Consider the following 24,104-nt stretch of genomic DNA (forward strand, 5'->3'; position numbering starts at 1 on the left):
CCGGTGTCGGTGAATGGCGCCCGCGATCCGGGTACCCGAATCGATACCGGTCTACCAACGCCACGCGAAGTGTTGCGCCTACCGCGTCGGCTAGGTTCGTGGGCATGACCGCCCCGAGAACTCTCGACCCGCGAACTCCGGTACTGGTCGGCTACGGCCAGGTCAACCAGCGGGAGGAGAGGCCCGACGTCGAACCGGTCGATCTCATGGTCGCCGCGGCGCGGGCCGCCGCGGATCCGCGGGTGCTGGAGGCCGTCGACTCGGTACGGATCGTCAATCTGCTGTCCTGGCATTACCGGGACCCGGGTTTGCTTTTGGCGCAACGTATCCGGGCGGCCGAGGCCACGACGCGTTACACCGGGGTGGGCGGCAACGTGCCCCAGACGCTCGTCAACGAGGCCTGCCTCGATCTGCAGGGCGGCCGAGCCGAGGTGGTGCTCATCGCCGGCGCCGAGACGTGGCGCACCCGCAGCCGGCTGCGCGCGGCCGGGAACAAACCGGACTGGACCCGGCAGGACGACTCCGTGCCGGAGGCCCCGGGTGCCCATGACGGTGTTCCGATGGCCGGTGAGGCCGAGATCCGGATCAAACTGGACCGCCCGGCCTACGTGTATCCGATGTTCGAACAGGCATTGCGGATCGCCGCCGGCGAGGCCAGCGAGGACCACCGCAAGCGGATCGGCGAATTGTGGTCGCGGTTCAGCGAGGTGGCGGTCGGCAACCCGCACGCCTGGAGCCGGGAGGCCGTTGCGGCCGATCAGATCTGGCAGCCCGGCCCCGACAACCGGATGATCAGTTGGCCCTACACGAAGTTGATGAACTCCAACAACATGGTGGATCAGGGCGCGGTGCTGATCCTGACCACCGTCGAGAAGGCAACGTATCTGCAGATTCCCTCTGACCGTTGGGTTTTCCCGTATGCCGGGACGGATTCGCACGATACCTACGCGATCGGTGAGCGGGCCGAGTTCTACCGTTCGCCGGCGATCCGGATCGCCGGGCGCCGGGTCCTGGAACTGGCGGGTGTGGGCGCGGACGAGGTCGACTTCGTCGACGTGTACTCCTGCTTCCCGTCGGCGGTGCAGGTGGCGGCGGCCGAGATCGGTCTGCCGCCGGCCGATCCGTCACGACCGTTGACGGTGACCGGCGGGCTGACGTTCGCGGGTGGGCCGTGGAACAATTACGTGTCCCACTCGATCGCCACCATGGCCGAGCAACTCGTGGCCCATCCCGGGACCCGCGGGCTGATCACCGCCAATGGCGGATACCTCACCAAGCACAGTTTCGGGGTGTACGGCACCGAGCCGCCGCCCCATGAATTCCGTTGGCAGGATGTGCAACCCGAGGTCGATGCTGAGCCGACGCGGGCGCTGCAGGTGGATTTCACGGGCACCGGCACCGTGGAGTCGTGGACCACGCCGGTCGGTCGCGACGGCACCGCCGAGCGGGCCTTCCTGGCTGTGCGCACCCCCCAGGACGGCCGGACGCTGGCCCGGATCGTGGATGAGTCACAGGCCGCGGCGACCATGTCCGAAGACATCGCCGGGGCGAAGGTGCAGGTGCACGCCGACGGCAGCGCGTCCCTGCTCTAGCGCGCCGCCAACTCCCGCTGTGCCAGTGCGAGAACCTCGTCGGTCGTGGGTGGGCTGGGCGGATGGTGTGACAGGCACCAAGGCGTCTGGATCTTGTGAAAGGCGTTGCCCTCCAAGGCCAGGTAGAACTGCCCTGAACGCAGCTTGCTGATGTCGGGTACGTGGCCGCCCTTCACCCGGGCCATCTCGCGGGCCACCGCGATCTGGGCGGGAGAGTTGAGCAGGCCGTAGAACTGCGTGGTGGCATTGCCCGGGATGTGGTTGTGCAGTCCGCGCGGGGATTGCGTGGCGAAAACCAGTCCCAGCCCGTACTTCCGGGCCTGCGAGGACAGCGCCAGCGTGCTGTGCGTGCACGCAGTCGTGTGGCTGGACGGGGCGAAGTTCTGCGCCTCGTCCATCACGAGCAGCCCGCCCAGTGGCCGGTCGCCGGCCGGGTTGCGCTTGATCCAGGCGAACAGCGCCATCTGGAGCTGGTTGACGAACCCTTCGCGCTGCTGATCGCTGGTCAGACCGACCATGCTGATCACCGACACCCGGGCCCGGTAGCCCGGTGACGGTGTCAGCAGCATCCCGGGATCGGCGGCGGTACCGCTGCCGCCGAACAGTGGATCGTTGACGGTTGCGGCGCGCAGGTTCTGGGCCAGTTCGGCGGCCAGTTTCTGTGCCCCGCCCAGTGCGCTGACCTCGTTGGGCAGGTTGCTGAGCAGGTCGATGAAGCCGCCGAGGGTGGCTTGGGAGGTGGCGCCGTAGAACCGCAGCGCCTCGCGCAGCACCGCGCGGGACCGCTCGGCCTTGGCGGTGTTTCCGGCGATCAGGGCGCGCGGTTCCAGTGCGGCGACGGCGGATTCGACCGCGTCGGCGAACTCGTCGTCGTCATCGATGACACTGGCGAAGTCGGGGAGCGGCTGGAAGGACAGCGGCCGGCCGGTCGACCGGCGCGGGGTCCACACCACGACCTCGGTGTTGTCGGAGTACTCCTCGGCGCGGTCATTGTCGGCGAGGTGCCATCCCGGGGGATTCTCGGGCCAGCGGGCACCGAGCCGGGACAGGTCGTTGTTGGGGTCCAGCACGATCGACGACACGCCCCGCAGTGCGCACTCCTCGATCAGCCGCCGGATGAGCACGGTTTTTCCGGACCCCGAGCCGGCGAAGATCGCGGTGTGCTTGCGCAGCGCGGCCAGGTCGACCGATACGGGGCGCCCGCCGGGGTTGTCCAGGCCGAGGGTTATCGCGGTGGGCGAGTGCTCGATCGCCGGCTCGGGCTTCTGGACACGTATCGGTCCGGTCGCGAGCTCGGCGTCCACATCGATCTGGGCCGGGGGCGGGGGATCGCCGGCGATGTCGCCGAGTGCGGCACGCAGCCAGCCGATCCCGTGGGCGGGGCGGCGCCGGCGCAGCCACTCGGGCAGGTCGGGGTGGTTGTCGTCGATGAGATCGCGCAACGCCGTCATCGTGCGCACGTCGTCCTCGCTCATCGGCAGCACCCGGCCGCCGGCCGCCTCGAACTCGGCGATCATCAGGGCGGTTTTGGCGCCCTTCGGCCACGCGGTGTTGCGCAGCAGGAACAGCCGGCGCCGGTCCGGGTTGAAACCCGTTGCTTCCCAGGCTTTCCGGATCCTGTTCTGCACGGCGACGGCATTGCCGGACGAGATGGCGCGGAAGGCCCAGTGCCGCTCGTCGTCGGTGGCGGCATCGAGGGTCTGGCGAAGCCGCCCGTGCAGCACCACCCGTTGACCGGGCAGCGGATCGGGGCGAAACGCCTGCCCGGCCTCGCCGAGCTCGGTGATCCACGCGTCCAGCGCTGCCGACAGCAGCCCGGGCATCGTGGTGTCCTCGCCGTCGGGGTCGAGCGCGGCGACCGTCACCGCGCGGCGCCGGTATTCGCCGAAGCGGCGGTCCAGTTCGCCGGTGTCTCCCGGGGCGGCGCCTCCGGTGGCGGTGTCGTGCGTATCGGCGACCTCGCCGGTGAGCTGGGAGAGCTCCTCGATCGTGTCGCGTTCCAGGCAGCGTCGCACGTGGGTGTCGGCGCGTTTGAGCAGCTGGCGCGGCGTGTACTGGGTCGCCTCGTCGAACGCCGAGGGCAGGATCGGCCAGCTCGGGTACGGCGCGGTGAATCCGATGGATGCGTAGCTCGCGGTGAACCGTCGTTCCAGGATCGCGCGGCCGATCTCCGGCGTCGGCAGGCCCTGCAGCAGCGCGGTGGTGCGGAAGCGGTCCTGGACGGTGGCCGTGGCCCGGTCCTGGATCGCCTCCCAGGCCGCGGGCAGGCAGGCCACCACGCCCACGGTGCGGCGCATGGTCTGCCGGATCGACATCAGCCCGTGCGCGATGTGCTCGAGGTCGCGGTTGCCGGGGTCGGTGCCCGCCGTGTCGGTGCGCTCGGTGGATTGGGCCAGCAGTGTGTCGATCTGGTCGAGGGCCAGGATCGATGGCCCGGCCAGCGCGATCAGCCTGGAGATGTCGCGCACCGACTCCTGTGGTGTCAGTACCGGCGCGGGCAGGCCCCACGCCTCGCGTTCGCCGCTGCCGGTCAGAAATGCCTCGCCGATGTCCTGCAGTTCGAGGTCACCGGCACCGAGCAGCACGAGGGCGCGCAGGGTGTGGTGCGCGCGCTTGACGGTGTGACGGTGGACCTTGTGCAGCGCGTTGACGAAGTCGTTGAGGATCTCGGGTGTCAGGTCGTCGTCGCCGATCACGGCCCGGCGACTGGCCCGGGAGATGTGAGCCACCGAGGACAGTTCCCACAGCAGGTCTTTGAGCTGGGTTTCGCGCTCGGTGCCAGGCCGGCCCAGGCTCTCCAGGATGCCGGCGCGGGCGGATTGCCAGAAGCTGGCCGCATCGAGCAGTTCGACGAGGAAGAAAAAACCGCCGCCGGTCTGGACCTGCTCGCGCACCTGGCCGAGCAGGTGGGTCTTGCCGGATCCGGCCGGGCCGCGCACCACCACGCCCAGTGGGCTGGAATCGGTTTCCCGTTCGGCATCGCCGAAGGCGGCCATCACGTCGGCCATCGGCCGGTCGTGCAGCCCCCGCACGTGCAGCGCGCCCTGTGAGTGCCACAGGTCGTCGGCGGTCGGCGCCCAGGTCAGGCGAAGCGCGCTGAGCGCTTCGCGATGCTGTAACTCCATCAGGACTCGATCGCGATCAGATGTTTGTCCTGATTGCCTATCTCCACCGCGGCTTCGCGGTCGGCGTGGGTGAGCACCTTCTGGTTCTCCTCGGGGATCAGGCTGACGCCGGGTTGCTGGTAGAGGCTGATCAGCGCGGCGTCGACGGTGGGTCGGGGCAGCCCGGGTACGGCTTGGCGCAGCCGCAGCAGACTCACCCAGCCGCCGGGCCGGGTTGTCAGCCCGGCATAGGCGGTACGCAATTGGGCTTCGGGAGCCGCCTCGGCGGCCGGCGCCGGGGCGGCCTGGTCGGCAGGCAGGAACACGTCGGCGGGAACAAGGTCGGCATGATCGAAGTAGCGGTGCAGCGCGCGCAGCACCGTGTAGAGGGCCTTGCCCTGTCCCGTGGACCGGGCCGGCGCGTCGGCACCGAACAGGGACCGGCACAGCGCCCAGCCCGCGTCGGTGAGTTCATGGACGAGGGGCCGGGTACCGCTGGACTCGATCAGGCCCAGCCGGTTGAGCCGGTCGCGCTTCGGCTTGTCGAGCTTGGGCCCGAGCCGCTCCAGTTCGGCGTTGGGCACCGGGCGGGACTCGGCCATCAGGACCAGCAGGACCGCCTGCTCGGTGCCGGTCAGCTCGTCGGGCGCGACATTCACCGGATGCTCACCTTCCTGCCGTCGTGGGTATGGCACGCGGGCGGGTTGGTACCGGCACGTGTCTCATGCACGTTAGCGTGTGCCCCTGACCGCGCGAGAATGTTGTTGCGCCGCACGGTTTTCGCCACCAGGGCGGATGTAGGGCCCGCAGCTACCCGGTCGGCAGCGGCCGCGCCGGGTCGGCGATGCCGTCCGGATCGACCGGGGCGGCCGATCGGATAAGCGCTTTGACGTCGTCAAGGACATCCCACACGTTGACGTTCATGCCCGCCAGAACCCGGTTGGAGGCATCGAGCCAGAACGCGACGAACTCGCGCCCAGCAACGTCACCGCGGAACACCACCCGCTGATATTCGGGCGCATGTCCGACGTATTCCATGCCGAGGTCGTACTGATCGGTGAAGAAATAGGGCAGTTCGTCGTATTCGGCGCTCTTGCCCAGCATCCCCAGAGCCGCCACCGCGGGCTGTTTGAGCGCGTTGGCCCAGTGTTCGGTGCGGATCCGCACCCCCAAGGAGGGGTGCTGGGCGGCGGCGATGTCGCCGACGGCGAAGATGTCGGGGTCGCTCGTGCGCAGCGAGGCGTCGACGAGCACGCCGCCGTCTCCGATGGCCAGCCCGGCCTGTTCGGCCAGCGCGATGTTCGGTGCCGCGCTCAGCACGGCGTCGGCAGCGACGGCCGAGCCGTCGCCGAGGCGCAGTCCGGTGGCGGTGCCGTTCTCGGCGGTGACCTCTTGCACCGACTGGTCCAGCCGCAGATCGACGCCATGCTCACGGTGCAGTTGCGCGAATACCTCACCGACTTCGGCGCCCAGTGCGGCCAGCAGCGGTAGGCGTGCGGCCTCGACGACCGTCACGTTCACGTCACGGCCGCGCGCACCGGCGGCGACCTCCATCCCGATCCATCCGGCGCCCACGATGGCCAGGGTGGAGCCGGGCGTCAGCGCCGCGCTCAGCGCCGCGGCGTCGTCGATCGTGCGCAGATAATGCACCCCCGCGGCGTCGGAGCCGGGGATCGGCGGACGGCGCGCGGCGGATCCGGTGGCCAGCAGTAGCTTGTCGTAACCGACGGTGGTGCCGTCGGGCAGGGCGAGCGTGTGTTCGGCGGCGTTGACTGCGGTGACTTCGGTTCCCAGCCGCAGGTCGACGTTGTGGTCGCGGTACCAGGGCGACGGATCGACGGTGAAGTCGTCGAGCTTCTTCTTGCCGGCCAGGTACTCCTTGGACAGCGGCGGACGCTCGTAGGGGAGCTGGTCTTCGGCGGCGAAAAGCACGACATGACCGTCAAAGTCGTTGTCCCGCAGAGCTTCAGCGGCTTTGGCTCCGGCCAGGCCGCCGCCGACGATCGCGAATGTGGACGACGTAGTCATGCCAACTCAGCCTACTCGTCCAATACCAGCTGCTTCAGTTTTCGGCCGTTGCGTACCGCATGACCACCGAGATCGTTGTTGAAGTAGACGATGACGCGGTGGCCGTCGCGGTCCCAGTTCCGGATCTGTCGTGCCCACTCGCCAAGCTCGTCGTCGGTGTAGGAGCCGCTGTACATCCGGTGGCGGTCGTCGCCCGGGCCGTGCATGCGGACATACACCAGATCGCTGGTGGCCACCGGGTCACAGGTCAGTCCCGGCCCGCTCATCACGACATACGCGGCGTTGTGGCGCCGCAGCACCTCATACACCGCTTGCTCGTGCCAGGACGGGTGGCGCAGCTCCATCGCCACCCGGATCTGGCGGGGGAGTTGGGACAGGAAGCCGGCGAGCAGGTCGTCGTCGCGCTCGAGGGCCGGATGCAGCTGGACCAGGAGCGCCTCGTTGTGCGCGCCGAGCAGTTTCCAGTACTCCTCGAACCGCGGTGTCCAGCTCTCCGGTGAGCGCAGCCGACGGTAGTGGGTCAGACCCCGGTGTGCCTTGACCGACATGGTGAAACCGTCGGGCATCTGGTCGCGCCACCCGGTGAACGTGGTGTCAGCGGGCCACCGGTAGAAGCTGCCGTTGAGTTCGACGGTGTCGAATTCGCCGACGTAGTGGGACAGCCTCTGTCTGGCCGGGGTGCCACGAGGGTAGAGCACGCCGGTCCAGTGGTCGTACGACCAGCCCGAGGTGCCGATCCTGATCATGTTCCATCGCTAGGGGACGTCTGTGTAGTGCAGGGTGTAGCCCTCGGCCGAGAAGGTGAAACCTCGGCCTGTCAGCTCCCGCACACACGACACCCCGGACTGCTCCTGCACGTTGCAGCGGAATCCGGCTACTGCCAGCACCTTCCCGAACGGCAGCGCGACGGCGGCCGGGTTCGCGAATTCGGGCTGGGCCAGGTTGGCGAAGTGCGCGTCGGTGTCGCGGTCGAGCACAAGGGCATTCGGTGCCGCGGTCCCGCCGGTCGCGTCGGGCACCTCCTCGGGGGCTCCCGTCACAGCCATCGCCGAGGCGCCGCCTGCCGGTTGGCAGCCGGCGCGATCACGGGGCAGGATCGCGCACTGCCAGCGTCCACTCGGGGTGCTGAAGTAGTAGCCCTTCCGGCCGTTGACCTCCAGCAGGTAGTCGGCGGCGTTGACCAGGTGCGCGGTGCCGAACACCGGTGGCGGCGCAGTGGTGCTCGTGGGCGGCGGCGATGCGGCGTCGTCGGTGTTGACGACGGTTCCCGACGCGCATCCGGCAAGTGCCGCAGCTGCGGCGGCGACGACGACGAGGCAAGCCTTCACGAGGCAAGACCCTAGCCAATCGTCGTGGTCGCCCGGACGGTAGCGTCGGGTTTCCGTGACACCCGACGCACGCCCAGCTGCTACCCGGCTCACCAACGCATTGCTGGCCGCCGGGGTGTTGGGCGGCCTGTTGATCACCACGGTTTCTATCGCGCTGGCCCTCACCCGTCCCGGATTCGACCCGGCCCGGCATGCCAACTCCCTTCTGGTTCTGGGTGATTGGGGCTGGGTTCAGACGACGAACTTCATCGTCTGCGGGCTGTTGCTGATCGCCTTAGGGGCCGGGGTGTGGCGCGCGGCCTCAGGCGTGTGGTCCGGGCGGGTCGCCGGGGTCTGTGTGGTGCTCTACGGGCTCCTGGCCGGTGTGGTGGTGGGACTCAACCCGACCGATCCCGGATTCGGCTTCCCGCCGGGTGCGCCCCAGGGTTATCCGGGGGTCGACGGGCTCAGTGCCTCGGCGAGGATCCACGGCGCCGCCGGCGGGCTCGGTTTCCTCGCCGCGACCTGCGGATGTTTCGCGCTGGCAAGATATTTCACCCGCTGCGACGATCGGGTCTGGGCGGTGTTGTCGGTGGCGGTCGGCGTCGCCGTGGCGTCGGTTGGCGCGTATATGGGTCTCAACGCCGGTGCGCAGACCGAGGCGTTCAACTATGTGCCGACGTGGATCAGTGGTGGGGTGCTGTGGCTGTTCATCGCTGCCGTGGCCGCACGGCTGTGGCGCTCACATCGCCACGCACACGTCGGCGCCCAGTAGCAGCACGGGCCACAGCAGCATCACCTGACCGAAAGCCACCAGGTTGGCACCCGCCGGGAACTTGGTCAGCAGACTGGTCTCGATGAGCTGCACCTGCTCGGGATGGAAGAACGTCCAGACCAGGCCGATCACCAGGTACGGCAGGGACAGCCACATCAGGGTCTCGATCATCTGCTCGACGCTGAGCTTGTAGCTCAAGGTCCGGCGGATCCGGTCCATCAGATCAGCGCCTTGTCGGCCGCCACGCGCCGGCGCACGTCGGCCAGCAGCAGGTAGCTGCCACCCTGGCGGACGAACACGGGCAGGAAACGGTTGCCGAAAGCCACGGCCAGGAACAGCCATTCGAACAACCGCTGCCGGCCGCGGCCCCAGCCGAAACCGACGGCGTCACGGAACACCGGGGCCAGGAATCCAGCGGTCAGGAATTTCAGCAGCGGCCGAAACGGTATGCGTAGCAACGGGTTGATCATCCGCAGGTCGACCAGATCGTGCAGATACCGTCTGACGACGTCGTCCATCTGGACTTGCCGGCACGCGGCGTCCCAGTATGTGTCGAAGTCGGCTCGCGTCGCCGGCCACTGCTCGGGGTCGACCTGCAGTGTGGTGCCCAGGGTGGCCGCGGACTGGTAGAACTGCTCGGCCTGGGTTTCGGTCATCTCGCCACGCAGCAGTTGGTAGACGTCCTCGAGTCCGACGAACAGGCAGGCCGCCACCCACAGTTGCAGGTCACGGTCGAAGGCGTTGTACTGCACGGGACTTCCCGGCCCGGACCGGACCTGCCGGTGAGCGGTGTCGACGGCATCGCGGAACGCCGCCCGGTCCTCGGGTTTTCCGAGGATGGCCACGGCCAGGTAGCTGAGGGTGGTGCGGGCCCGCTTCCACGGGTGCTTGAGCAGGTTGCCGGAATCCACGGTGCTCTCGACGACTCCGTAGCCGACGCCCGGCGAGGACAGCTGCATGATCACGTTGGCCGCGCCGGCGGCGAAGCCCCACAGGTCCATCGCATCGGCGATGGTGACGTCCTCGTCGGACCAGCGGGCGGTGCGTCGGGTGATCGTGATCCGGTTGGGGGTGGTGCCGCCCAGAGACATTCGCCGGCCTCCTCAGCTCATGCACACGTTGGTGAACAGCAGGACCGGCCAGGACACGATGGATCCCAGGAAGGAGACCACGGCGTCGGCACCGTGCATTCCGGCCAGGTGACCGGTGTGGGTGAGTGACCAGATCAGGCCGATGAGCAGGTAGGGCACCGCCAGGATGATCGCGGTGCCGATCCACTCGGCGATGGTCATCTGGAAGCCGAGAATCTTGCGTACTGCGGTCAACATGTGAGCGGGCCCCCGTCATTGTCAGGCGGGCTCTATGTTAACGGTCATTCTATCCGGCCGTCCCGAAAACTACTTGGGTGGCAGCCCCTTGGCGAAATCGATACCGCGGAGGACCCAGGTCTGGAGTTGCCGCTTGGTCTTGATGCCGGGGCCGGCGATCCGCAGCCAGCCGCGCATCTCCCGGCCGCCCATCACCATCGGCTCGACATGGTCGCGCCCCATCAGCCTCTCGCCGTCGTCGCGGGAGACTCGCACCATCAGGCCGCCCTCCCGGGTCGCCGCGATGGCCATGTTTCCGTTGATCAGGAAGGCCAGCCCGCCGAACATGCGTTTCTCGTCGAGTCCGGCCTCGGTTGCCGTCAACTCGCGGATGCGGTCGGCGAGGTGCGGGTCGAAGGCCATGTCAGTCGAGGTCGACGCGGAGGGTGAGCAGGTCGCTGCCCACGGCACGGACCACCGCGCTGTTGAGTGTGGGCAGCTCCTTGAGCCGTGCGACCGGGTCGTCGTCGGGCAGCAGGTGCGCGGTGCCGGTCCGCCACTGACCGTTGATCCGCACCCGCACAGCAGGATTGGCCTTGATGTTGAGCACGTAGTGGGATCGGTCGCCGTGCTCGGAGACCATCCAGAACTGATCGCCGACCACCCGGCCGCCGACGGCGGTGTGCCGTGGTTGGCCGGACTTGCGGCCGACGGTCTCCAGCATGGTGACGGGCAGCTGGCGCCCGACCGGGTTGACGATGCGGCGTTGGGCGCCATGGACGATGCGTCGCTTCAGATCACGAAGATCCACCATGGCGCCACACTACCGAGCGTCAGTCGGAATCCGTCGACTCGAGTTCGGCGCGGAACGAGGCTTCCCGGGCCAGATGCTGCGGGCGACGGCGCAGCACCAGCCAGGCGATTCCCAGTACCAGGAACCAGACCGGAGTCACCAGCTCGGCCTGCAGGGTGTCTTCCTTCAACGCGAACGCCACGATCAGGAAGGCGAAGAAGGCCAGCACGACGTAACACATCACCACGCCGCCGGGCATCTTGAACTTCGACGCCTCGTGCAGTTCCGGCCTGCGCTTCCGGTACACGAGGTAGCTGATCAGGATGATCGTCCAGACGAAGATGAAGCACAGCGACGAAATCGTGGTGACCAGGGTGAAGGCCGCGACGATCGAGTCGCCCGCGGCCACCATGACCACACCCGACAGCAGGAACACGCCGGACAGGAACAACGCGTTGGCGGGCACGCGCCGTGACGTGAGCCGGCTGAACAGGCTCGGGGCGTCACCTTCGGTCGCCAGCCCGTAGACCATCCGGGACGTCGAATAGATTCCGGAGTTGGCCGACGACGTCGCCGAGGTCAGCACCACGAAGTTGACCACCGACGCGGCGATTCCCAGGCCGGCGAGGCTGAACATCGCCACGAACGGGCTGAGCTTGGGGTCGATCTCGCGCCACGGCGTGACCGCGATGATGATGGTGAGGGCGGCGACGTAGAAGAGCATGACGCGCACGGGGATCGAGTTGATCGCCTTGGGCAGGTTGCGCTCGGGGTCCTTGGCTTCGGCCGCGGTCGTGCCCACCAGTTCGATGCCCACGAACGCGAAGGTGGCGATCTGGAAGCCCGCCACGAATCCCATTGGGCCGGTGGGGAAGAACCCGCCGTCGTTCCACAGGTTGGCGAAGGAGGCCTGGGCGCCGCTGGGCGCTTCGAAGCTGGTGAAGATCATGACGAGGCCGATCACGATCAGCGTCACGATCGCGATGATCTTGATGAGGGCGAACCAGAACTCGGTCTCACCGAAGGCCCGCACGGTGGGCAGATTGAGCCCGATCAGCACCACGACCGTGGCGAGCGCCGGGATCCACAGCGGAAGGTCGGGCCACCAGAAGGCCACATAGCCGGCGATCACCACCACGTCGGCGACGCCCGTGACGATCCAGCAGAACCAGTACGTCCAGCCGGTGAAGAACCCCGCCCACGGCCCGAGCAGGTCGGCGGCGAAATCGGCGAAAGACTTGTAATGCAGGTTGGACAGCAGCAGCTCGCCCATCGCCCGCATCACGAAAAAGAGCATGAAGCCGATGATCATGTAGACGAACAGCACTGACGGGCCGGCCAGCGAGATGGTCTTGCCGGAGCCCATGAACAGGCCGGTTCCGATCGCACCGCCGATCGCGATCAGCTGGATGTGCCGGTTGGACAGCTGGCGGGAGAGGTGCTGCGGCTGATCGGACGTTGCGGGCGATTCCGCTGATTCAGCGGACAGATCACTGGATTGGGACATAACAGCCTCAAGGATCTCAGGCGCCATGGGGAGCGCGGACGGCGGGCGCCTCCCCGCTCTGTCGCTTTCAACCTGAGAGTTTTCACGAACCGCCGTGCTCGGCGCTTCACCTGCCCCTTCGGTGAGCCGGTCCTGGTGTGGCCGACTGCTTTCCAGAGGTGCCTAGTCGCGGCGATACCGGGGCCTGAGAGATTCCTGGGGAGGATTTGCTCCTGCGGCGCCCGCCGGCTGGATGGGGCGGGACTCTCCCGCCGCGACTCAACGGCGTCTTAAGTTGTGAGCCACTCCGAACCCCGGAATGTGCCGCGCGTCACGTTAGCAGCCGAGTGCGGATTGCGCACCCCCATAGTCGGCCCCGCATGCCGAGCGGCCGTGCCTGTACGTGTGAGTGAGTACAGACACGGCCGCTCGCGATGTCAGGCGGCAGCGGTGGCCGCCGTGGCGACCGGCTCCAGCGCCTGCGCGATGATGTCGGCCACGTCGGTCATCGGCTTGACCTCCAAAGCCTCCAGCACCTCGGCCGGGACCTCATCCAGGTCGGGCTCGTTACGCGCCGGGATGAACACGGTCTTGAGCCCGGCCCGCTGTGCGGCCAGCAACTTCTGCTTGACGCCGCCGATAGGCAGCACCCGACCGTTCAGCGTGACCTCACCGGTCATGCCGACATCGCCGCGCACCTGTCGTCCGGTGGCCATCGACACCAGTGCCGTCACCATCGTGACGCCGGCCGAAGGACCGTCCTTGGGCACTGCGCCCGCGGGCACGTGGACGTGGATCTGGCGGTCCAGTGCCGTGGGGTCGACGCCCAGCTGTTCGGCGTGGGCCCGCACGTAGGACAGCGCGATCTGCGCCGACTCCTTCATGACGTCGCCCAGCTGACCGGTCAGCTTCAACCCGGACTCGCCGTCGTTCGAGTTGGCCTCGATGTACAGCACGTCGCCGCCCAGGCCTGTGACGGCCAGGCCGGTCGCCACACCCGGCACCGCGGTGCGCTCGGTGGATTCCGGGGTGAACCGCGGACGGCCGAGGTACTCAACCAGATTCGGCTCGTCAATCGTGATGGGAGACTCTGTCGAGTCCAGCTTCGTCGTCACCTTGCGCAACGCCTTGGCCAGCAACCGTTCGAACTGCCGGACGCCCGGCTCGCGGGTGTAGTCCGCGGCGATCTTGCGCAACGCCGCATCGGTCACCGCCACCTCGGACTCGGTCAGTGCCGCCCGCTCGGCCTGCCGGGGCAGCAGGTAGTCCCGCGCGATCGCGACCTTGTCGTCCTCGGTGTACCCGTCGAGCTGGATCAGCTCCATCCGGTCCAGCAGCGCCGACGGGATGTTCTCGATGACGTTGGCCGTCGCCAGGAACACCACATCGGACAGGTCCAGGTCCAGCTCCAGGTAGTGGTCGCGGAACGTGTGGTTCTGCGCCGGGTCCAGCACCTCCAGCAGCGCGGCCGACGGGTCGCCACGGTAGTCCGAGCCCACCTTGTCGATCTCGTCAAGCAGCACAACGGGATTCATCGAACCTGCCTCGCCTATGGCCCGCACGACTCGGCCCGGCAGTGCGCCGACGTAGGTACGCCGGTGGCCACGGATCTCGGCTTCGTCGCGCACGCCGCCCAGGGCGACCCGCACGAACTTGCGGCCCAGCGCACGTGCGACGGACTCACCCAGCGAGGTCTTGCCGACCCCGGGCGGCCCGGCCAGCACCATCACCGCACCCGACCCGCGGCCGCCGACGACCGCCATGCCGCGCTGGGCGCGACGGGCCCGGACGGCCAGGTATTCGACGATGCGGTCCTTGACGTCGTCCAGCCCGTGGTGGTCGGCATCCAGAATGTCGCGAGCGCCCTTGAGGTCGGTCGAGTCCTCGGTCCGCACGTTCCACGGCAGGTCCAGCACGGTGTCCAGCCAGGTCCGGATCCAGCCGCCCTCAGGGCTCTGGTCGCTGGAGCGTTCCAGCTTGCCGACCTCGCGCAGCGCCGCCTCCCGGACCTTTTCGGGCAGATCGGCCGCTTCGACCCGGGCCCGGTAGTCGTCGGAGCCCTCGGGTTCGCCTTCGCCGAGTTCCTTACGGATGGCGGCCAACTGCTGGCGCAGCAGGAATTCCTTCTGCTGCTTGTCCATGCCGGCCCGGACATCCTCGGCGATCTTGTCGTTGACCTCGACCTCGGCCAGGTGCTCGCCCGTCCAGTCGATCAGCACGCGCAGCCGTTCGGCCGCGTCCTCGGTCTCCAGGAGCTGACGCTTCTGCACGTCGGTCAGATACGAGGCGTACCCGGCGGTGTCGGCCAGGGCGGACGGGTCGGTGATCTTGTTGACCACGTCGACGATCTGCCAGGCCTCACGCCGCTGCAGCATGGCCAGCAGCAGCTTCTTGTATTCGGCCGCCAAGGCCTTGGTCTCGTCGGTCGTGGAATCTGTGGTCTCGGCGGCTTCTTGCACCTCGACCCATAGGGCCGCACCCGGTCCGGTGGTTCCGGAGCCGATGTGTGCGCGGCGTTCACCGCGGACGACGGCGGCTTCGGCACCGCCGGGCATGCGTCCGACCTGCACGATCGATGCGATCACCCCGTGGGTGGGGTAGCGATCGTCCAGGCGGGGCGCGATCAGCAGCTTGCCGGAATCGCTGGCCTGAGCGGCATCGACGGCCGTGCGGGCAGCGTCGTCGAGTTCGACGGGCACCACCATTCCCGGCAGGACGATCGGCTCACTCAAGAACAGAATGGGCACTGCAATTGGTTCAGGCATCAAACCTCCAAAGTTCAGTCTGATGCGCTCAACCTTGGCCGGCCCGTGTTTGTTCCCCGGCGCTGTGGCGTCTGAGTTCGCCGTGAGTGAACGGGGCTAGGCGGCGGCCCTGTTCGTCACGATATGGATTTCCCGGGTCAGTACCCGCAGGCCTCCCGGCAGTGGCGGCGCGGTGGAGCGGTACACCGCGCCGGTGGGCGTGATGTGTTCGGTGGTGTGGCGACCCGACCTGTCGGTGCGGGTGCGGACTTTCCACCCGGGGTGTTCTTTGACGTAGTTGCAGTGCTCGCACAATCCCTCGCCATTGGCCGCGGAGGTCGGTCCCTTCCGGTGATGGGACCGCACGTGGTCGATGTGCCGGATCGGGGCGTTGCAGTAGGGGGTGCGGCAGGTTTGGTCGCGGGTGGCGATGAACCGGGCGAGGCCTTTGGGGAAGCGCCGGGAGCGCGATTCCATCGCGACGAGTGCTCCGGTGTCGGGAGTGGCGTAGAGGCGTCGCAGGGTGGCCCAGGAGTTCTTATCGGCCAGTGCGTCGCCGATCATGCGTCGGGCTGCGGCGGCCGGGATGGGGCCGAGGCCCTCGAGGTGGGCGGGTTGGGTGCTGCCGCCGAGCAGGGTGTCGTCGGAAAGGACGAGGTTGACCGCGACGGGGACCGGTGTGGTGATATCGCCACCGGAGACGCGGGCGGTCAAGGTGTCGGCCATGGTCTGACCGCGGCTGCGGCCGTCGGTGCAGCGATCGGCGGCTTCGGTGAGCGCGTAGCGCACGGACGCGGCATCGGTCGCGGGCAGCAGGGCGGTGACGATGGCCATGTTGTCGGCGGCCGGCCGGAACGTCACGTTGCGATCCGCGGGAGCTCTGGTGACCCGCTCGATCACGGCCACTGGATCGATTTGGTAGGCAATGGTTTTGGCGCCACTGGTGAGGCGGGTATCGCCGAGGCCGATCAGCTCGGTCAGGTCCGCACAGAGCTGTTCATCGAGGCCCCGCCGGTCGGCGGGGGACAGGCAGGCCGCCTCACGCGCGATCAGCCGGGCGCGGGATTCGGTGAGCACCCCCGATTCCAGCGCGGCCAGGGTGTAGGGCAGGTCGTGCACGAGGATGCGGGCGTGGGCAAGGTAGCGGTTGCCCTGGACGGGCGAGTCCATGCGGGCCAGTCCGATCTCCGAACCGAGTCCGCGGCCACGGCGCGCGGCGGGTACCCCGGCGGCGGCTTCTTTGGCGCGGCGGGCGCGGTCGAGGGCTGCGGTGGCGCGGGCTTGTCCGGCTGCGGCCGCCGACTTGAGGCGTTCGAGTTCGGCGATGCGATCCCGTAGGGCCGCCTCACCGGCGTCGGGATCAACGCTCGCGAACAATTCGAACATATGTGCGATACTACACGGTGGATGTGACACATGCGGAATGTTTCTGCCGACGGGATCGTCGTACGGGACATGAGCAAGGCAGTGCAATTCGATGAATACGGCGCGATCGACGTCCTGCAGGTGCGCGATGTGCCGCGGCCCGTCCCGGCCTCGGGCGAGGTACTGGTCGAAGTCAGGGCCGCGGCGATCAATCCGGGTGAGGCGATGATCCGTCGTGGCGCGCTGCACGACCGGTTCCCGGCCACCTTTCCCTCGGGGCAGGGAAGCGACCTCGCGGGTGTGGTGGCCGAGATCGGACCCGGTGTGAGCGGGTTCGAGGTCGGTGACGAGGTGCTCGGATACACCGATGCACGCGCCAGCCACGCCGAATACGTGACGGTGCCGGCCACCCAGCTGGCTGCCAAGCCGCCCACCCTGTCATGGGAGGTGGCGGGATCGCTGTATGTCGCCGGTACCACCGCCTATGCGGCCGTCCGCGCCGTCAAGCTGGAACCGGGCGACACCGTCGCCATCGCCGGAGCCGCGGGTGGTGTCGGCACGATCGCGGTGCAGCTGGCCAAGCGGGCCGGCGCCACGGTGCTCGGTATCGCCGGGCCGGCGAACGACGAATGGCTGACCGGGCACGGCGTGCCGCCGGTGAACTACGGTGACGACCTGGCGGCCCGGCTGCGCGTCGCGTCCGCGTCGGGCCGCATCGACGCGTTCCTCGACTTCTTCGGCGGTGGCTACGTGAAGCTGGCCGTCGAGGAGTTGGGTGTCGCACCCGAACGGGTCGACACCATCATCGATTTCGCTGCCATCGAGGAATTCGGTGTGCAGGGCGCCGGCAACGCCGAGGGGGCCGATATCGCGATCATCGGCGAGTTGGCGGATCTGGCCGCCGCCGGTGAACTGGAGGTGCCGATCGCGAAAGTGTTCGCCCTCGATGATGTCCAGGCGGCCTATGCCGAGTTGGAAAAGCGCCACACCAGAGGGAAATTGGTGCTTCGCCCCTGACCTCGCCGTCGGTGCCACGTAGCATCCAACTATGAACAGGGGATTCGTCGTAACCTTCGCGGTCGGTGTGATCGTGGCGCTGTTCGGTCTGATCTGGGCGCTGCAGGGATTCGGTGTGCTGCAGGGCAGCCCGATGAGCAACACCACCACCTGGTCGATCATCGGCCCGATCACCGCGGTGATCGGCGTGGCGGTCGCGGCCGTGAGTTGGCGCAAACTCAAGTCACGGTGAAATTCACCGAATGCCACCCGGTGGCACCGTCGGGAACCGTCGGCGTCTCGTCCGACGTCTGGACGGCCCCGGTGTTGTCGGTCGCCCGCACCGTGATGGTGTGCCCGCCCGGGCTGCTCGCCTGCCAGGGAAAGCTCCACAACCGCCAGGTCTGGTCGGAGTAGGCATCACCGAGCTGGGCGGGTTGCCATGGGCCGTCGTCGATTCGGACCTCGACACCGCGCACGCCGCGATTCTGTGCCCAGGCGACGCCACCGAACGTCGTTGCCCCCGCCGGCACCTTCTGGCCGCGCTTCGGCACGTCGATGCGTGACTCGGTCTTGATCGGCCCGCGTGGCGCCCAACCCTGTCTGGTCCAATACGCCTGTGCCCGGTCGAAGCGGGTCAGTTCGAGGTCGGTGACCCACTTGGTGGCCGACACGTAGCCGTAGAGTCCGGCCATCACCAGCCTGGCCGGATAGCCGTGTTCGACGGGTAGCGGTTGCCCGTTGAGGCCGATGGCCAACATCGCGTCGCGCCCGTCACCGAGCGCCTCCATCGGGGTCCCGACGGTGAATCCGTCGACAGACTTCGACAACAGCATGTCGGCATCGGGGGACACCCCAGCCGCCCGCAGTAGGTCATGCAGTCGATACCCGGTCCACATTCCCGTCGATATGTATTCGCCACCAACGGGATTGGACACGCAGGTGAGCGTCACCGCCTTTTCGACCACTTCGAATCGATCCAGGTCGGCGAAGCTGTAGGTGATCTCGCGGTCCACCATGCCGTGAATGCGAAGGCGCCATTCGTCGCGGCTCAACTGGGGGACACTCAGGGCGATGTCGACCCGGTAGAAGTCCGCGGCATCGGTGATGAAACTGGGCAGCGCAACGCCTTTGGGCTGCACGCCGGCCGGTATCGGCGGGGCGGGCACGCGCGGCGGGGGGATCACCGAGGTGTCGCGCTCTGCCGCTACGGAACTGGTCACCCGGTGGGCCACGACGCCGAGAAGCCCGCTGGCCACCCCGAGACCGAGCAGACCGGCGGTGGTCAGCCACATCCTTCTGGTGGCGTCGATTTCGTCGCGCCCCTCGGCCTGCCCGGTGTCGGGGCCCCTCCACAGCCGCAGCGCGAGCAGGCGCAGCACCGCAACGCCGCACGCGGTGCCGGCCACCGTGGGGACCACATCGAGCAGTGTCGCGCCCGGCCGGGTGAGCACGGCGGCGCAGCCGAGCAGGCCCGCGGCGACGAAGATCGCGCTGCCGACCGGACGGCGCCGGGTTTCGTAGGTAGCGGCGATGGCGGCCATGGCGGCGATCGCCACCAGGACGACCACCGCGAGGAAGAGCTTGTCCAGGTTGCCCAGGGCTTGAATGACAAACTCTTTGACCGCACCCGGGGTGTGGTCGACGATCGCGGAGCCGATCGCGTCGCGGGGATCGGCGTGCGGCGGGAACGGGATGCCCACGATCGCGGCCACGCCGAGCGAGACCGCGGCGGCAGCAACTCCGCCGAGCATCCGGGCATTCGGCGAGGACCCCGCCGACGACTGAGCCATCGTCACCAACCTACTACCGGTACAGAGCAGGGAGCCTGCCGTCGGGGGTGACGGCAGGCTCCCTGATTGAGTGGATCTCTAGGTGGCGGACTGTGCGCCGAGCACCCGCTGGATGTCGGGTTTCATCTGCTGCAGCTGCTGTCCCCAGTAGCCCCAGGCGTGGGTGCCGTTGGCCGGGAAGTTGAACACGCCGTTGGTGCCACCGGCGGCGATGTAGTTGTCCCGGAAGGTGACGTTGGTGCGCAGCGTCAGTCCTTCGAGGAACTGGGCCGCCATCAGGTTTCCACCGTTGGTTCCGGCATCCAGGTCCGACGGGGTTCCGGTGCCGCAGTAGATCCAGATGCGGGTGTTGTTGGCGACCAGCTGGTTGATGTTGACCATCGGGTCATTGCGCTTCCACGCCGGGTCGGTCGACGGACCCCACATGCTCTCGGCGTTGTATCCGCCGGCGTCGTTCATCGCCAGCCCGATCAGCATCGGCCACCAGCCCTCGGACGGGTTCAGGAAGCCCGAAAGCGTTCCGGCGTAGATGAACTGCTGGGGGTGATGGATCGCGTAGGTCAGCGCCGCGCTGCCCGCCATCGAGATGCCGACGACGGCGTTGCCGGTCTGCGACACGCCCCGGTTGGCGGCCAGCCAGGTCGGCAGCTCGCTGGTCAGGAAGGTCTCCCACTTGTAGGTGTAGTCCTGCCCGTTGCCCTTCGACGGCTGGTACCAGTCGGTGTAGAAGCTGGACTGGCCGCCGACCGGCATGACCACCGACAGGCCCGACCCGTTGTACCACTCGAATGCCGGGGTGTTGATGTCCCAGCCGTTGAAGTCGTCCTGCGCCCGCAGCCCGTCGAGCAGATAGACCGCGTGCGGTCCGCCGCCCTGGAACTGGACGCGGATGTTGCGGTTCATCGACGGGGAGAACACGTCCAGGTATTCGACCGGCAGCCCCGGACGGGAGAATGCGCCAGCGGTCGCCGAACCTCCTGCGAGACCGATCAGCGCGGGCAGGGTGGCGGCTGCCATTGCCCCCGCCGCCAGTCGGCGCGTCCACGCTCCGCGAATCTTGTTGAGGAACTTCATAACGGCAACCAACCGTCCTTTCTGCACGTATCCCAAGCAGTTTGCCGCTTGCCTCGGTAGTGAAACACGCGTCCCATCAGTCACACGCGTAACAACACCGCACATGCAGATCGCGGTTTACTAACGGTTGGAACTCGGCGCCGAGACCCTCGGCGTGGACCTCAGCGTCCGACCGCGGTGAGCGCCTGCTTGACGTTGGCCCGGCGCTCCTCGATCGCCCGGCCGATGTCCTGCAGCAGCACCGGCTTGCGCGCCACCAGGTCCTCGATGCACTCGCGGTCGAATTGCGCGACGGTGACCTCGGTCAACGCGTAGGCCGTGGTGATGATCGGTTCGCGAGTCAGTGTCGTCTGGCCGAGGACATCGCCCCGCTCCAAGGTGAGCACTGGGACGACCAGATCGTCTGCGCCCGGGGCGGCCAGTTGCACCGTGCCGGCGACGATGAACGTCATCTTCTTGGGAACTTGACCGACGACCTGGAGCACCTCGTCGGTGCCGTACCGGGTGAGGCGAGCGTGCGGCAGCAACTCCCGCTGGTCCTCCGGGCTCAGGCGCAGCGTTGGTGCGATCAGCCGAAGCGTCTGCTCGACGCGTTCGGTGGTCGCGAACTCGTCCTCGGCCTCGTCCAGATGCAGGCCCGCACGCCGCGAGGCGTACCACGTCCAGCGCAGGAACGTGGAGCGGGCGGCGAAATCGTCGGCGGGCGAATGCAGCGGGATCATGGTCTTGTACTGCAACGAGCCGGCCGCCACGGTGGAAACCTTGCCGTCGCTTCGTAATTGGGGCAGTCGGCGGGCGACGTCGTTGAGTACGCGGCTGACTTCGTCGGGGGCATCGTCGACGGCGAACACGGTGATCACCGAGATGGTGTGCGCGCCCTGCGGGCGGCTCAAGTTGGTGAACGATCCTCCGGCCAGCACGGAGTTCGGGATCACCTGCAGGCCGCTGCCGGTGTCGATGTGCGTCGCGCGCCAGTTCACCTCCACCACGCGCCCGCGCGCCGACGGCGCATCGACCCAGTCGCCGAGCTGGAACGGCTGCTCGAACAGCACCAGCAGACCGGAGATGATCTGGCCGACCGAATTCTGCAGGGCAAGGCCCAGCACGATCGAGGACACGCCCAGGGCGGTGAACAGCCCGCCGATGTTGGCACCCCAGATGTAGGCGAAGATCAAACCGATGCCGATCGCGATGAGCGCGAACCGGGCGACATCGAGGAAGATCGACGGAATTCGTTTGCGCCAGCTGCCTTCCGGGGCGCTCTGGAACAGGGTGGCGTTGAGTCCGGACAGCAACAGCACCAGCACGACGAAACCGAACACCGTCGACACGATCCGCACCGGCGTGGTTTCCCCGGAGATCTGCATCGCCTGGATCAGCAGGATCAGCAGCGCGCCCAGCGGCAGGATGTAGGTGCGGACCAGGTGCACCGGCCCGGCCAGGAAACTGCCCCGGCGGCGCAGTGCGCTGTGCAGTTCGGTGAGCAGGACCAGACAGAGCGGAAATCCGACCGCGACACCGATCGCCCAGAAGAACCAGGGTGCGTCGAGCACGCCGGTCATCGTCGGTCCTGCAGTTTCCAGATCGGCTCGTCGGCGCCGTCGACCAGCACCGTGCCCGCCGGTTCGAGATCGCGGGTATCGCCCATCACATCGAACACCCGCTCGGTGACGTACACCCCCGGTTGCGGCGAGCCCCGCTGCACCCGGTAGGCGAGGTTGACCGCCGAGCCCCACATGTCGTAGGCCAGGTTGGAACGCCCGACCAGGCCGCTGCTCACCGCGCCGGTGTCGATGCCCGCACGCAGCTTCAGTGCGGTGCCCGCCTCGGTATTGAACCGCTCGATGATGCGCTGCATCTCCAGCGCGAAGTCGACGGTACGGCGGACATTGTCGAGGCGAGGAACGCTCAGCCCGGAGCTGGCCCAGTAGCCGTTGCGCAGCGTGCGGACCCGTTCAACGCCCAGATCGTCTGCGGCGGCGTCGAATTGGTGAACCAACCGGTTGACGATCGCCAGCGCTTCCTCCGACGGCATGCCGGATGTCAGCTCGTCCAGCCCGACCGTGTCGGCGAACAGGACCGTCACGTTGTGGTGGTCCTGCGCGATCGTCTCTTCGCCGTCCCGGTAGCGCTGCACCACCGATTCCGGCATGAGCGTGCGCAGCAGGCGGTCGTTCTCCCGGCGTTGCTCGGCGAGCAGATCTTCCTTGATCGCCAGGTTGCGGCTCATGTCGTTGAAGGCTGTTGTCAGATCACCGAACTCGTCCCTCGACTGCACGGGCAGCGAGATGTCGTAATCACCCGCGCCGATCTGCTGGGCGCCGGCTTCGAGCCGGCGCAGCGGACGGACGAACAACCGGGCCAACATCATCGCGGCCAGACACACGATGAACGTGATGACGACGGTCGACAACACCAGCGTGCGGGTGAACGTCGCGACCGGGGCGAACGCCTCGGCCGTGTCGATCTTGGCGATGATCGACCAGTTCAGCCCGTGCAGATTGACCGGGGCGTAGGCCTGCAGCGTCTCGTTACCGAGATAGTCGTCCTCGATCACGGTGCCGGTCTGACCGCGCAGGGCTGACCGGGTGGCGGTCGTCTCCACCGGCTGCACCAGCGTGGTTCCGTGTTGACGGAGCGATTTCGCCGCCACCGCCGGCGGGGTTCCGGCATCGACGACGTCCCGTTCGAACCTCTGCGGGTTCTCCAGGAACAACCGCGAATCCGACCGCATCAGACCGTCGGGGCCGACCACGAACGTCTCGCCGGTCGAACCCATCCCGGCGGTTTCCCATTGTTTGTCGGCAGTCATGAGCCGGTTGATCTTGGAGATCGGGAACTGCAGGGCCAGCACGCCCTCGACCCGGCCGGGCGGACCGACGGGTGCCAGCATCCAGGCGGTGGGCTCGTCGGCGGGCTGGTAGTCACCGAAGTCCGTGACCCCGACGTAGTCGACGGCGTTCGACGCCAGCGTCTTCTCGTACGCGTCCGACAGCAGGCTCTGCCGGTAGGGGCCGGTGACGATGTTGGTGCCGAGGTCGATGCCCTTGTATGCGGTGTAGACGACATTGCCTGCGGTGTCGAGCAGGAGCGCGTCCTCGAACTGGAAGCGTTCGACGATCTCCCGGAAGAAGTCGTTGAACCGGGCGTTGGCGGCCGACCACGCACTGCCGTCACGGGCATCGTCGACCTGGATCGCTTTCTCCGGGTCGGCGACCGGTGCCGTGTAGTACGCCTGCAGGTACTTCTGCGCATTGGAGGTGGGCAGCAGCCGTGACACGTCCACGGTGTCGCCCGTCTGCTTCTGTTCGTTCGGTTTGAACTGGTCGTCGTAGTAGTCGACTATCGACTGCCACTGCTGCGGGTTGATCGTCGAGTTGTTGAGCTGACCGAACGCGCCGGAGAACGCCTCGACGGCCTCGATGGTCGTCGTCCCCCGGGTATAGACGATCAGGGAATCCTCGAGGTCGGCGAATTTCGACTCCAGCTGCCGCGTTTGCGACTCCCGGACCTCGGTCAGCCGGTCGAACACCGACTGGCGCAGGGACGACCGGCCGGACTGGTAGCCGATGGCGCCGACGACGGCAGCCGACAGAATGCTGGTCACCAGCAGCATCACCAGCAGCTTTGACTGAATGCTGATTCGCGAGAGGACGCGCCGACGCGCGCTTCTGGCCGGAGCGACGCGCTCGACGTCGACAGTTGTACTCATTGAATCCCGAAGATTAGCTTGTCGCGAT

At 67.7% G+C, this 24,104-nt stretch carries 21 protein-coding genes and 1 riboswitch; of the genes, 4 read left to right on the top strand and 17 right to left on the bottom strand.

The annotated features are described in order from the left end of the window. The first annotated feature begins 104 nt into the window (after positions 1–104). Positions 105–1,592: an acetyl-CoA acetyltransferase gene (locus tag BN2156_RS04955; RefSeq protein WP_090510873.1), complete on the top strand. Its 1,488-nt coding sequence runs from the start codon at positions 105–107 to the stop codon at positions 1,590–1,592. On the opposite strand, the gene BN2156_RS04960 is transcribed toward BN2156_RS04955, so the two are convergent. The 5 genes from BN2156_RS04960 to BN2156_RS04980 all read right to left on the bottom strand — a co-directional run bounded on the left by BN2156_RS04960 (position 1,589) and on the right by BN2156_RS04980 (position 8,052). Next, entirely contained in the window at positions 1,589–4,717 is a 3,129-nt protein-coding gene (locus BN2156_RS04960) for a helicase HerA domain-containing protein (RefSeq protein ID WP_090510875.1), read from the bottom strand. The two genes, BN2156_RS04955 and BN2156_RS04960, sit on opposite strands and share 4 nt — an antisense overlap. Next, entirely contained in the window at positions 4,717–5,355 is a 639-nt protein-coding gene (locus BN2156_RS04965) for a hypothetical protein (RefSeq protein WP_090510878.1), read from the bottom strand. Before BN2156_RS04965 ends, BN2156_RS04960 begins: the two co-directional genes overlap by 1 nt. 151 nt (positions 5,356–5,506) lie before the next feature. Beyond that, the gene (locus tag BN2156_RS04970; RefSeq protein ID WP_090510881.1) at positions 5,507–6,724 is read right to left on the bottom strand and encodes an NAD(P)/FAD-dependent oxidoreductase; all 1,218 of its coding nucleotides are present in this window, start codon (positions 6,722–6,724) and stop codon (positions 5,507–5,509) included. An 11-nt stretch (positions 6,725–6,735) separates the two neighbouring features. Next, the gene (locus BN2156_RS04975; RefSeq protein WP_090510884.1) at positions 6,736–7,470 is read right to left on the bottom strand and encodes a DUF72 domain-containing protein; all 735 of its coding nucleotides are present in this window, start codon (positions 7,468–7,470) and stop codon (positions 6,736–6,738) included. 9 nt (positions 7,471–7,479) lie between these two features. Further along, complete coding sequence (locus BN2156_RS04980) at positions 7,480–8,052, bottom strand: hypothetical protein (RefSeq protein ID WP_090510886.1); 573 nt, start codon at positions 8,050–8,052, stop codon at positions 7,480–7,482. Positions 8,053–8,107: 55 nt separating this feature from the next. Here BN2156_RS04980 and BN2156_RS04985 point away from each other — a divergent pair, with 55 nt between their 5' ends. Beyond that, positions 8,108–8,806, top strand: coding sequence for a DUF998 domain-containing protein (locus tag BN2156_RS04985; RefSeq protein WP_090510888.1), 699 nt, complete (start codon positions 8,108–8,110; stop codon positions 8,804–8,806). Here BN2156_RS04985 and BN2156_RS04990 read toward each other — a convergent pair. From BN2156_RS04990 to BN2156_RS05025, 8 genes are all read right to left on the bottom strand, one after another. Then, positions 8,774–9,025 (bottom strand): hypothetical protein, encoded by a 252-nt coding sequence (locus BN2156_RS04990; protein WP_090510891.1) that lies wholly within the window; start codon positions 9,023–9,025, stop codon positions 8,774–8,776. The two genes, BN2156_RS04985 and BN2156_RS04990, sit on opposite strands and share 33 nt — an antisense overlap. Continuing rightward, complete coding sequence (locus BN2156_RS04995; RefSeq protein ID WP_090510893.1) at positions 9,025–9,897, bottom strand: oxygenase MpaB family protein; 873 nt, start codon at positions 9,895–9,897, stop codon at positions 9,025–9,027. The genes BN2156_RS04990 and BN2156_RS04995 overlap by 1 nt, the downstream gene beginning before the upstream one ends. A 12-nt stretch (positions 9,898–9,909) precedes the next feature. Beyond that, a complete protein-coding gene (locus tag BN2156_RS05000) occupies positions 9,910–10,134 on the bottom strand; it encodes a hypothetical protein (protein WP_090510896.1) in 225 nt (74 codons plus the stop codon). A gap of 69 nt (positions 10,135–10,203) precedes the next feature. Then, a complete protein-coding gene (locus tag BN2156_RS05005; RefSeq protein WP_090510899.1) occupies positions 10,204–10,536 on the bottom strand; it encodes a TfoX/Sxy family protein in 333 nt (110 codons plus the stop codon). 1 nt (position 10,537) lies between these two features. Further along, entirely contained in the window at positions 10,538–10,927 is a 390-nt protein-coding gene (locus BN2156_RS05010) for a nitroreductase/quinone reductase family protein (protein ID WP_090510902.1), read from the bottom strand. Positions 10,928–10,946: 19 nt separating this feature from the next. Beyond that, positions 10,947–12,413, bottom strand: a complete 1,467-nt coding sequence (gene cycA, locus BN2156_RS05015; RefSeq protein WP_235625207.1) for a D-serine/D-alanine/glycine transporter — start codon at positions 12,411–12,413, stop codon at positions 10,947–10,949. 162 nt (positions 12,414–12,575) lie between these two features. Further along, positions 12,576–12,674: riboswitch (glycine riboswitch) on the bottom strand. A gap of 155 nt (positions 12,675–12,829) precedes the next feature. Then, positions 12,830–15,157: an endopeptidase La gene (gene lon / locus BN2156_RS05020; RefSeq protein WP_090510904.1), complete on the bottom strand. Its 2,328-nt coding sequence runs from the start codon at positions 15,155–15,157 to the stop codon at positions 12,830–12,832. A gap of 96 nt (positions 15,158–15,253) precedes the next feature. After that, complete coding sequence (locus tag BN2156_RS05025; protein ID WP_090510907.1) at positions 15,254–16,522, bottom strand: HNH endonuclease; 1,269 nt, start codon at positions 16,520–16,522, stop codon at positions 15,254–15,256. 69 nt (positions 16,523–16,591) lie between these two features. Here BN2156_RS05025 and BN2156_RS05030 point away from each other — a divergent pair, with 69 nt between their 5' ends. Then, positions 16,592–17,518, top strand: a complete 927-nt coding sequence (locus BN2156_RS05030; RefSeq protein ID WP_090515491.1) for an NADP-dependent oxidoreductase — start codon at positions 16,592–16,594, stop codon at positions 17,516–17,518. Positions 17,519–17,549: 31 nt separating this feature from the next. Further along, positions 17,550–17,750, top strand: a complete 201-nt coding sequence (locus tag BN2156_RS05035; protein ID WP_090510909.1) for a hypothetical protein — start codon at positions 17,550–17,552, stop codon at positions 17,748–17,750. On the opposite strand, the gene BN2156_RS05040 is transcribed toward BN2156_RS05035, so the two are convergent. The 4 genes from BN2156_RS05040 to BN2156_RS05055 form a co-directional block, all read right to left on the bottom strand. Continuing rightward, a complete protein-coding gene (locus tag BN2156_RS05040) occupies positions 17,737–19,290 on the bottom strand; it encodes a molybdopterin-dependent oxidoreductase (RefSeq protein ID WP_235625208.1) in 1,554 nt (517 codons plus the stop codon). The two genes, BN2156_RS05035 and BN2156_RS05040, sit on opposite strands and share 14 nt — an antisense overlap. A gap of 78 nt (positions 19,291–19,368) precedes the next feature. Then, the gene (locus BN2156_RS05045; RefSeq protein WP_090510914.1) at positions 19,369–20,364 is read right to left on the bottom strand and encodes an esterase family protein; all 996 of its coding nucleotides are present in this window, start codon (positions 20,362–20,364) and stop codon (positions 19,369–19,371) included. A gap of 161 nt (positions 20,365–20,525) precedes the next feature. Further along, positions 20,526–21,926: a mechanosensitive ion channel family protein gene (locus BN2156_RS05050; protein ID WP_090510917.1), complete on the bottom strand. Its 1,401-nt coding sequence runs from the start codon at positions 21,924–21,926 to the stop codon at positions 20,526–20,528. Beyond that, positions 21,923–24,076, bottom strand: coding sequence for an adenylate/guanylate cyclase domain-containing protein (locus BN2156_RS05055; RefSeq protein ID WP_210436572.1), 2,154 nt, complete (start codon positions 24,074–24,076; stop codon positions 21,923–21,925). Before BN2156_RS05055 ends, BN2156_RS05050 begins: the two co-directional genes overlap by 4 nt. Between the last annotated feature and the right edge of the window lie 28 nt (positions 24,077–24,104).

The organism is Mycolicibacterium neworleansense (genome assembly GCF_001245615.1).
GTDB classification, from domain to species: Bacteria; Actinomycetota; Actinomycetes; order Mycobacteriales; family Mycobacteriaceae; genus Mycobacterium; species Mycobacterium neworleansense.

Coding starts and splice junctions, on each gene's coding strand:
- BN2156_RS04955 (WP_090510873.1), top strand. CDS start 105: ATGACCGCCCCGAGAACTCTCGACCCGCGAACTCCGGTACTGGTCGGC.
- BN2156_RS04960 (WP_090510875.1), bottom strand. CDS start 4,717: ATGGAGTTACAGCATCGCGAAGCGCTCAGCGCGCTTCGCCTGACCTGG.
- BN2156_RS04970 (WP_090510881.1), bottom strand. CDS start 6,724: ATGACTACGTCGTCCACATTCGCGATCGTCGGCGGCGGCCTGGCCGGA.
- BN2156_RS04975 (WP_090510884.1), bottom strand. CDS start 7,470: ATGATCAGGATCGGCACCTCGGGCTGGTCGTACGACCACTGGACCGGC.
- BN2156_RS04990 (WP_090510891.1), bottom strand. CDS start 9,025: ATGGACCGGATCCGCCGGACCTTGAGCTACAAGCTCAGCGTCGAGCAG.
- BN2156_RS04995 (WP_090510893.1), bottom strand. CDS start 9,897: ATGTCTCTGGGCGGCACCACCCCCAACCGGATCACGATCACCCGACGC.
- BN2156_RS05000 (WP_090510896.1), bottom strand. CDS start 10,134: ATGTTGACCGCAGTACGCAAGATTCTCGGCTTCCAGATGACCATCGCC.
- BN2156_RS05005 (WP_090510899.1), bottom strand. CDS start 10,536: ATGGCCTTCGACCCGCACCTCGCCGACCGCATCCGCGAGTTGACGGCA.
- BN2156_RS05010 (WP_090510902.1), bottom strand. CDS start 10,927: ATGGTGGATCTTCGTGATCTGAAGCGACGCATCGTCCATGGCGCCCAA.
- cycA (WP_235625207.1), bottom strand. CDS start 12,413: ATGTCCCAATCCAGTGATCTGTCCGCTGAATCAGCGGAATCGCCCGCA.
- lon (WP_090510904.1), bottom strand. CDS start 15,157: ATGCCTGAACCAATTGCAGTGCCCATTCTGTTCTTGAGTGAGCCGATC.
- BN2156_RS05025 (WP_090510907.1), bottom strand. CDS start 16,522: ATGTTCGAATTGTTCGCGAGCGTTGATCCCGACGCCGGTGAGGCGGCC.
- BN2156_RS05030 (WP_090515491.1), top strand. CDS start 16,592: ATGAGCAAGGCAGTGCAATTCGATGAATACGGCGCGATCGACGTCCTG.
- BN2156_RS05035 (WP_090510909.1), top strand. CDS start 17,550: ATGAACAGGGGATTCGTCGTAACCTTCGCGGTCGGTGTGATCGTGGCG.
- BN2156_RS05040 (WP_235625208.1), bottom strand. CDS start 19,290: ATGGCTCAGTCGTCGGCGGGGTCCTCGCCGAATGCCCGGATGCTCGGC.
- BN2156_RS05045 (WP_090510914.1), bottom strand. CDS start 20,364: ATGAAGTTCCTCAACAAGATTCGCGGAGCGTGGACGCGCCGACTGGCG.
- BN2156_RS05050 (WP_090510917.1), bottom strand. CDS start 21,926: ATGACCGGCGTGCTCGACGCACCCTGGTTCTTCTGGGCGATCGGTGTC.
- BN2156_RS05055 (WP_210436572.1), bottom strand. CDS start 24,076: ATGAGTACAACTGTCGACGTCGAGCGCGTCGCTCCGGCCAGAAGCGCG.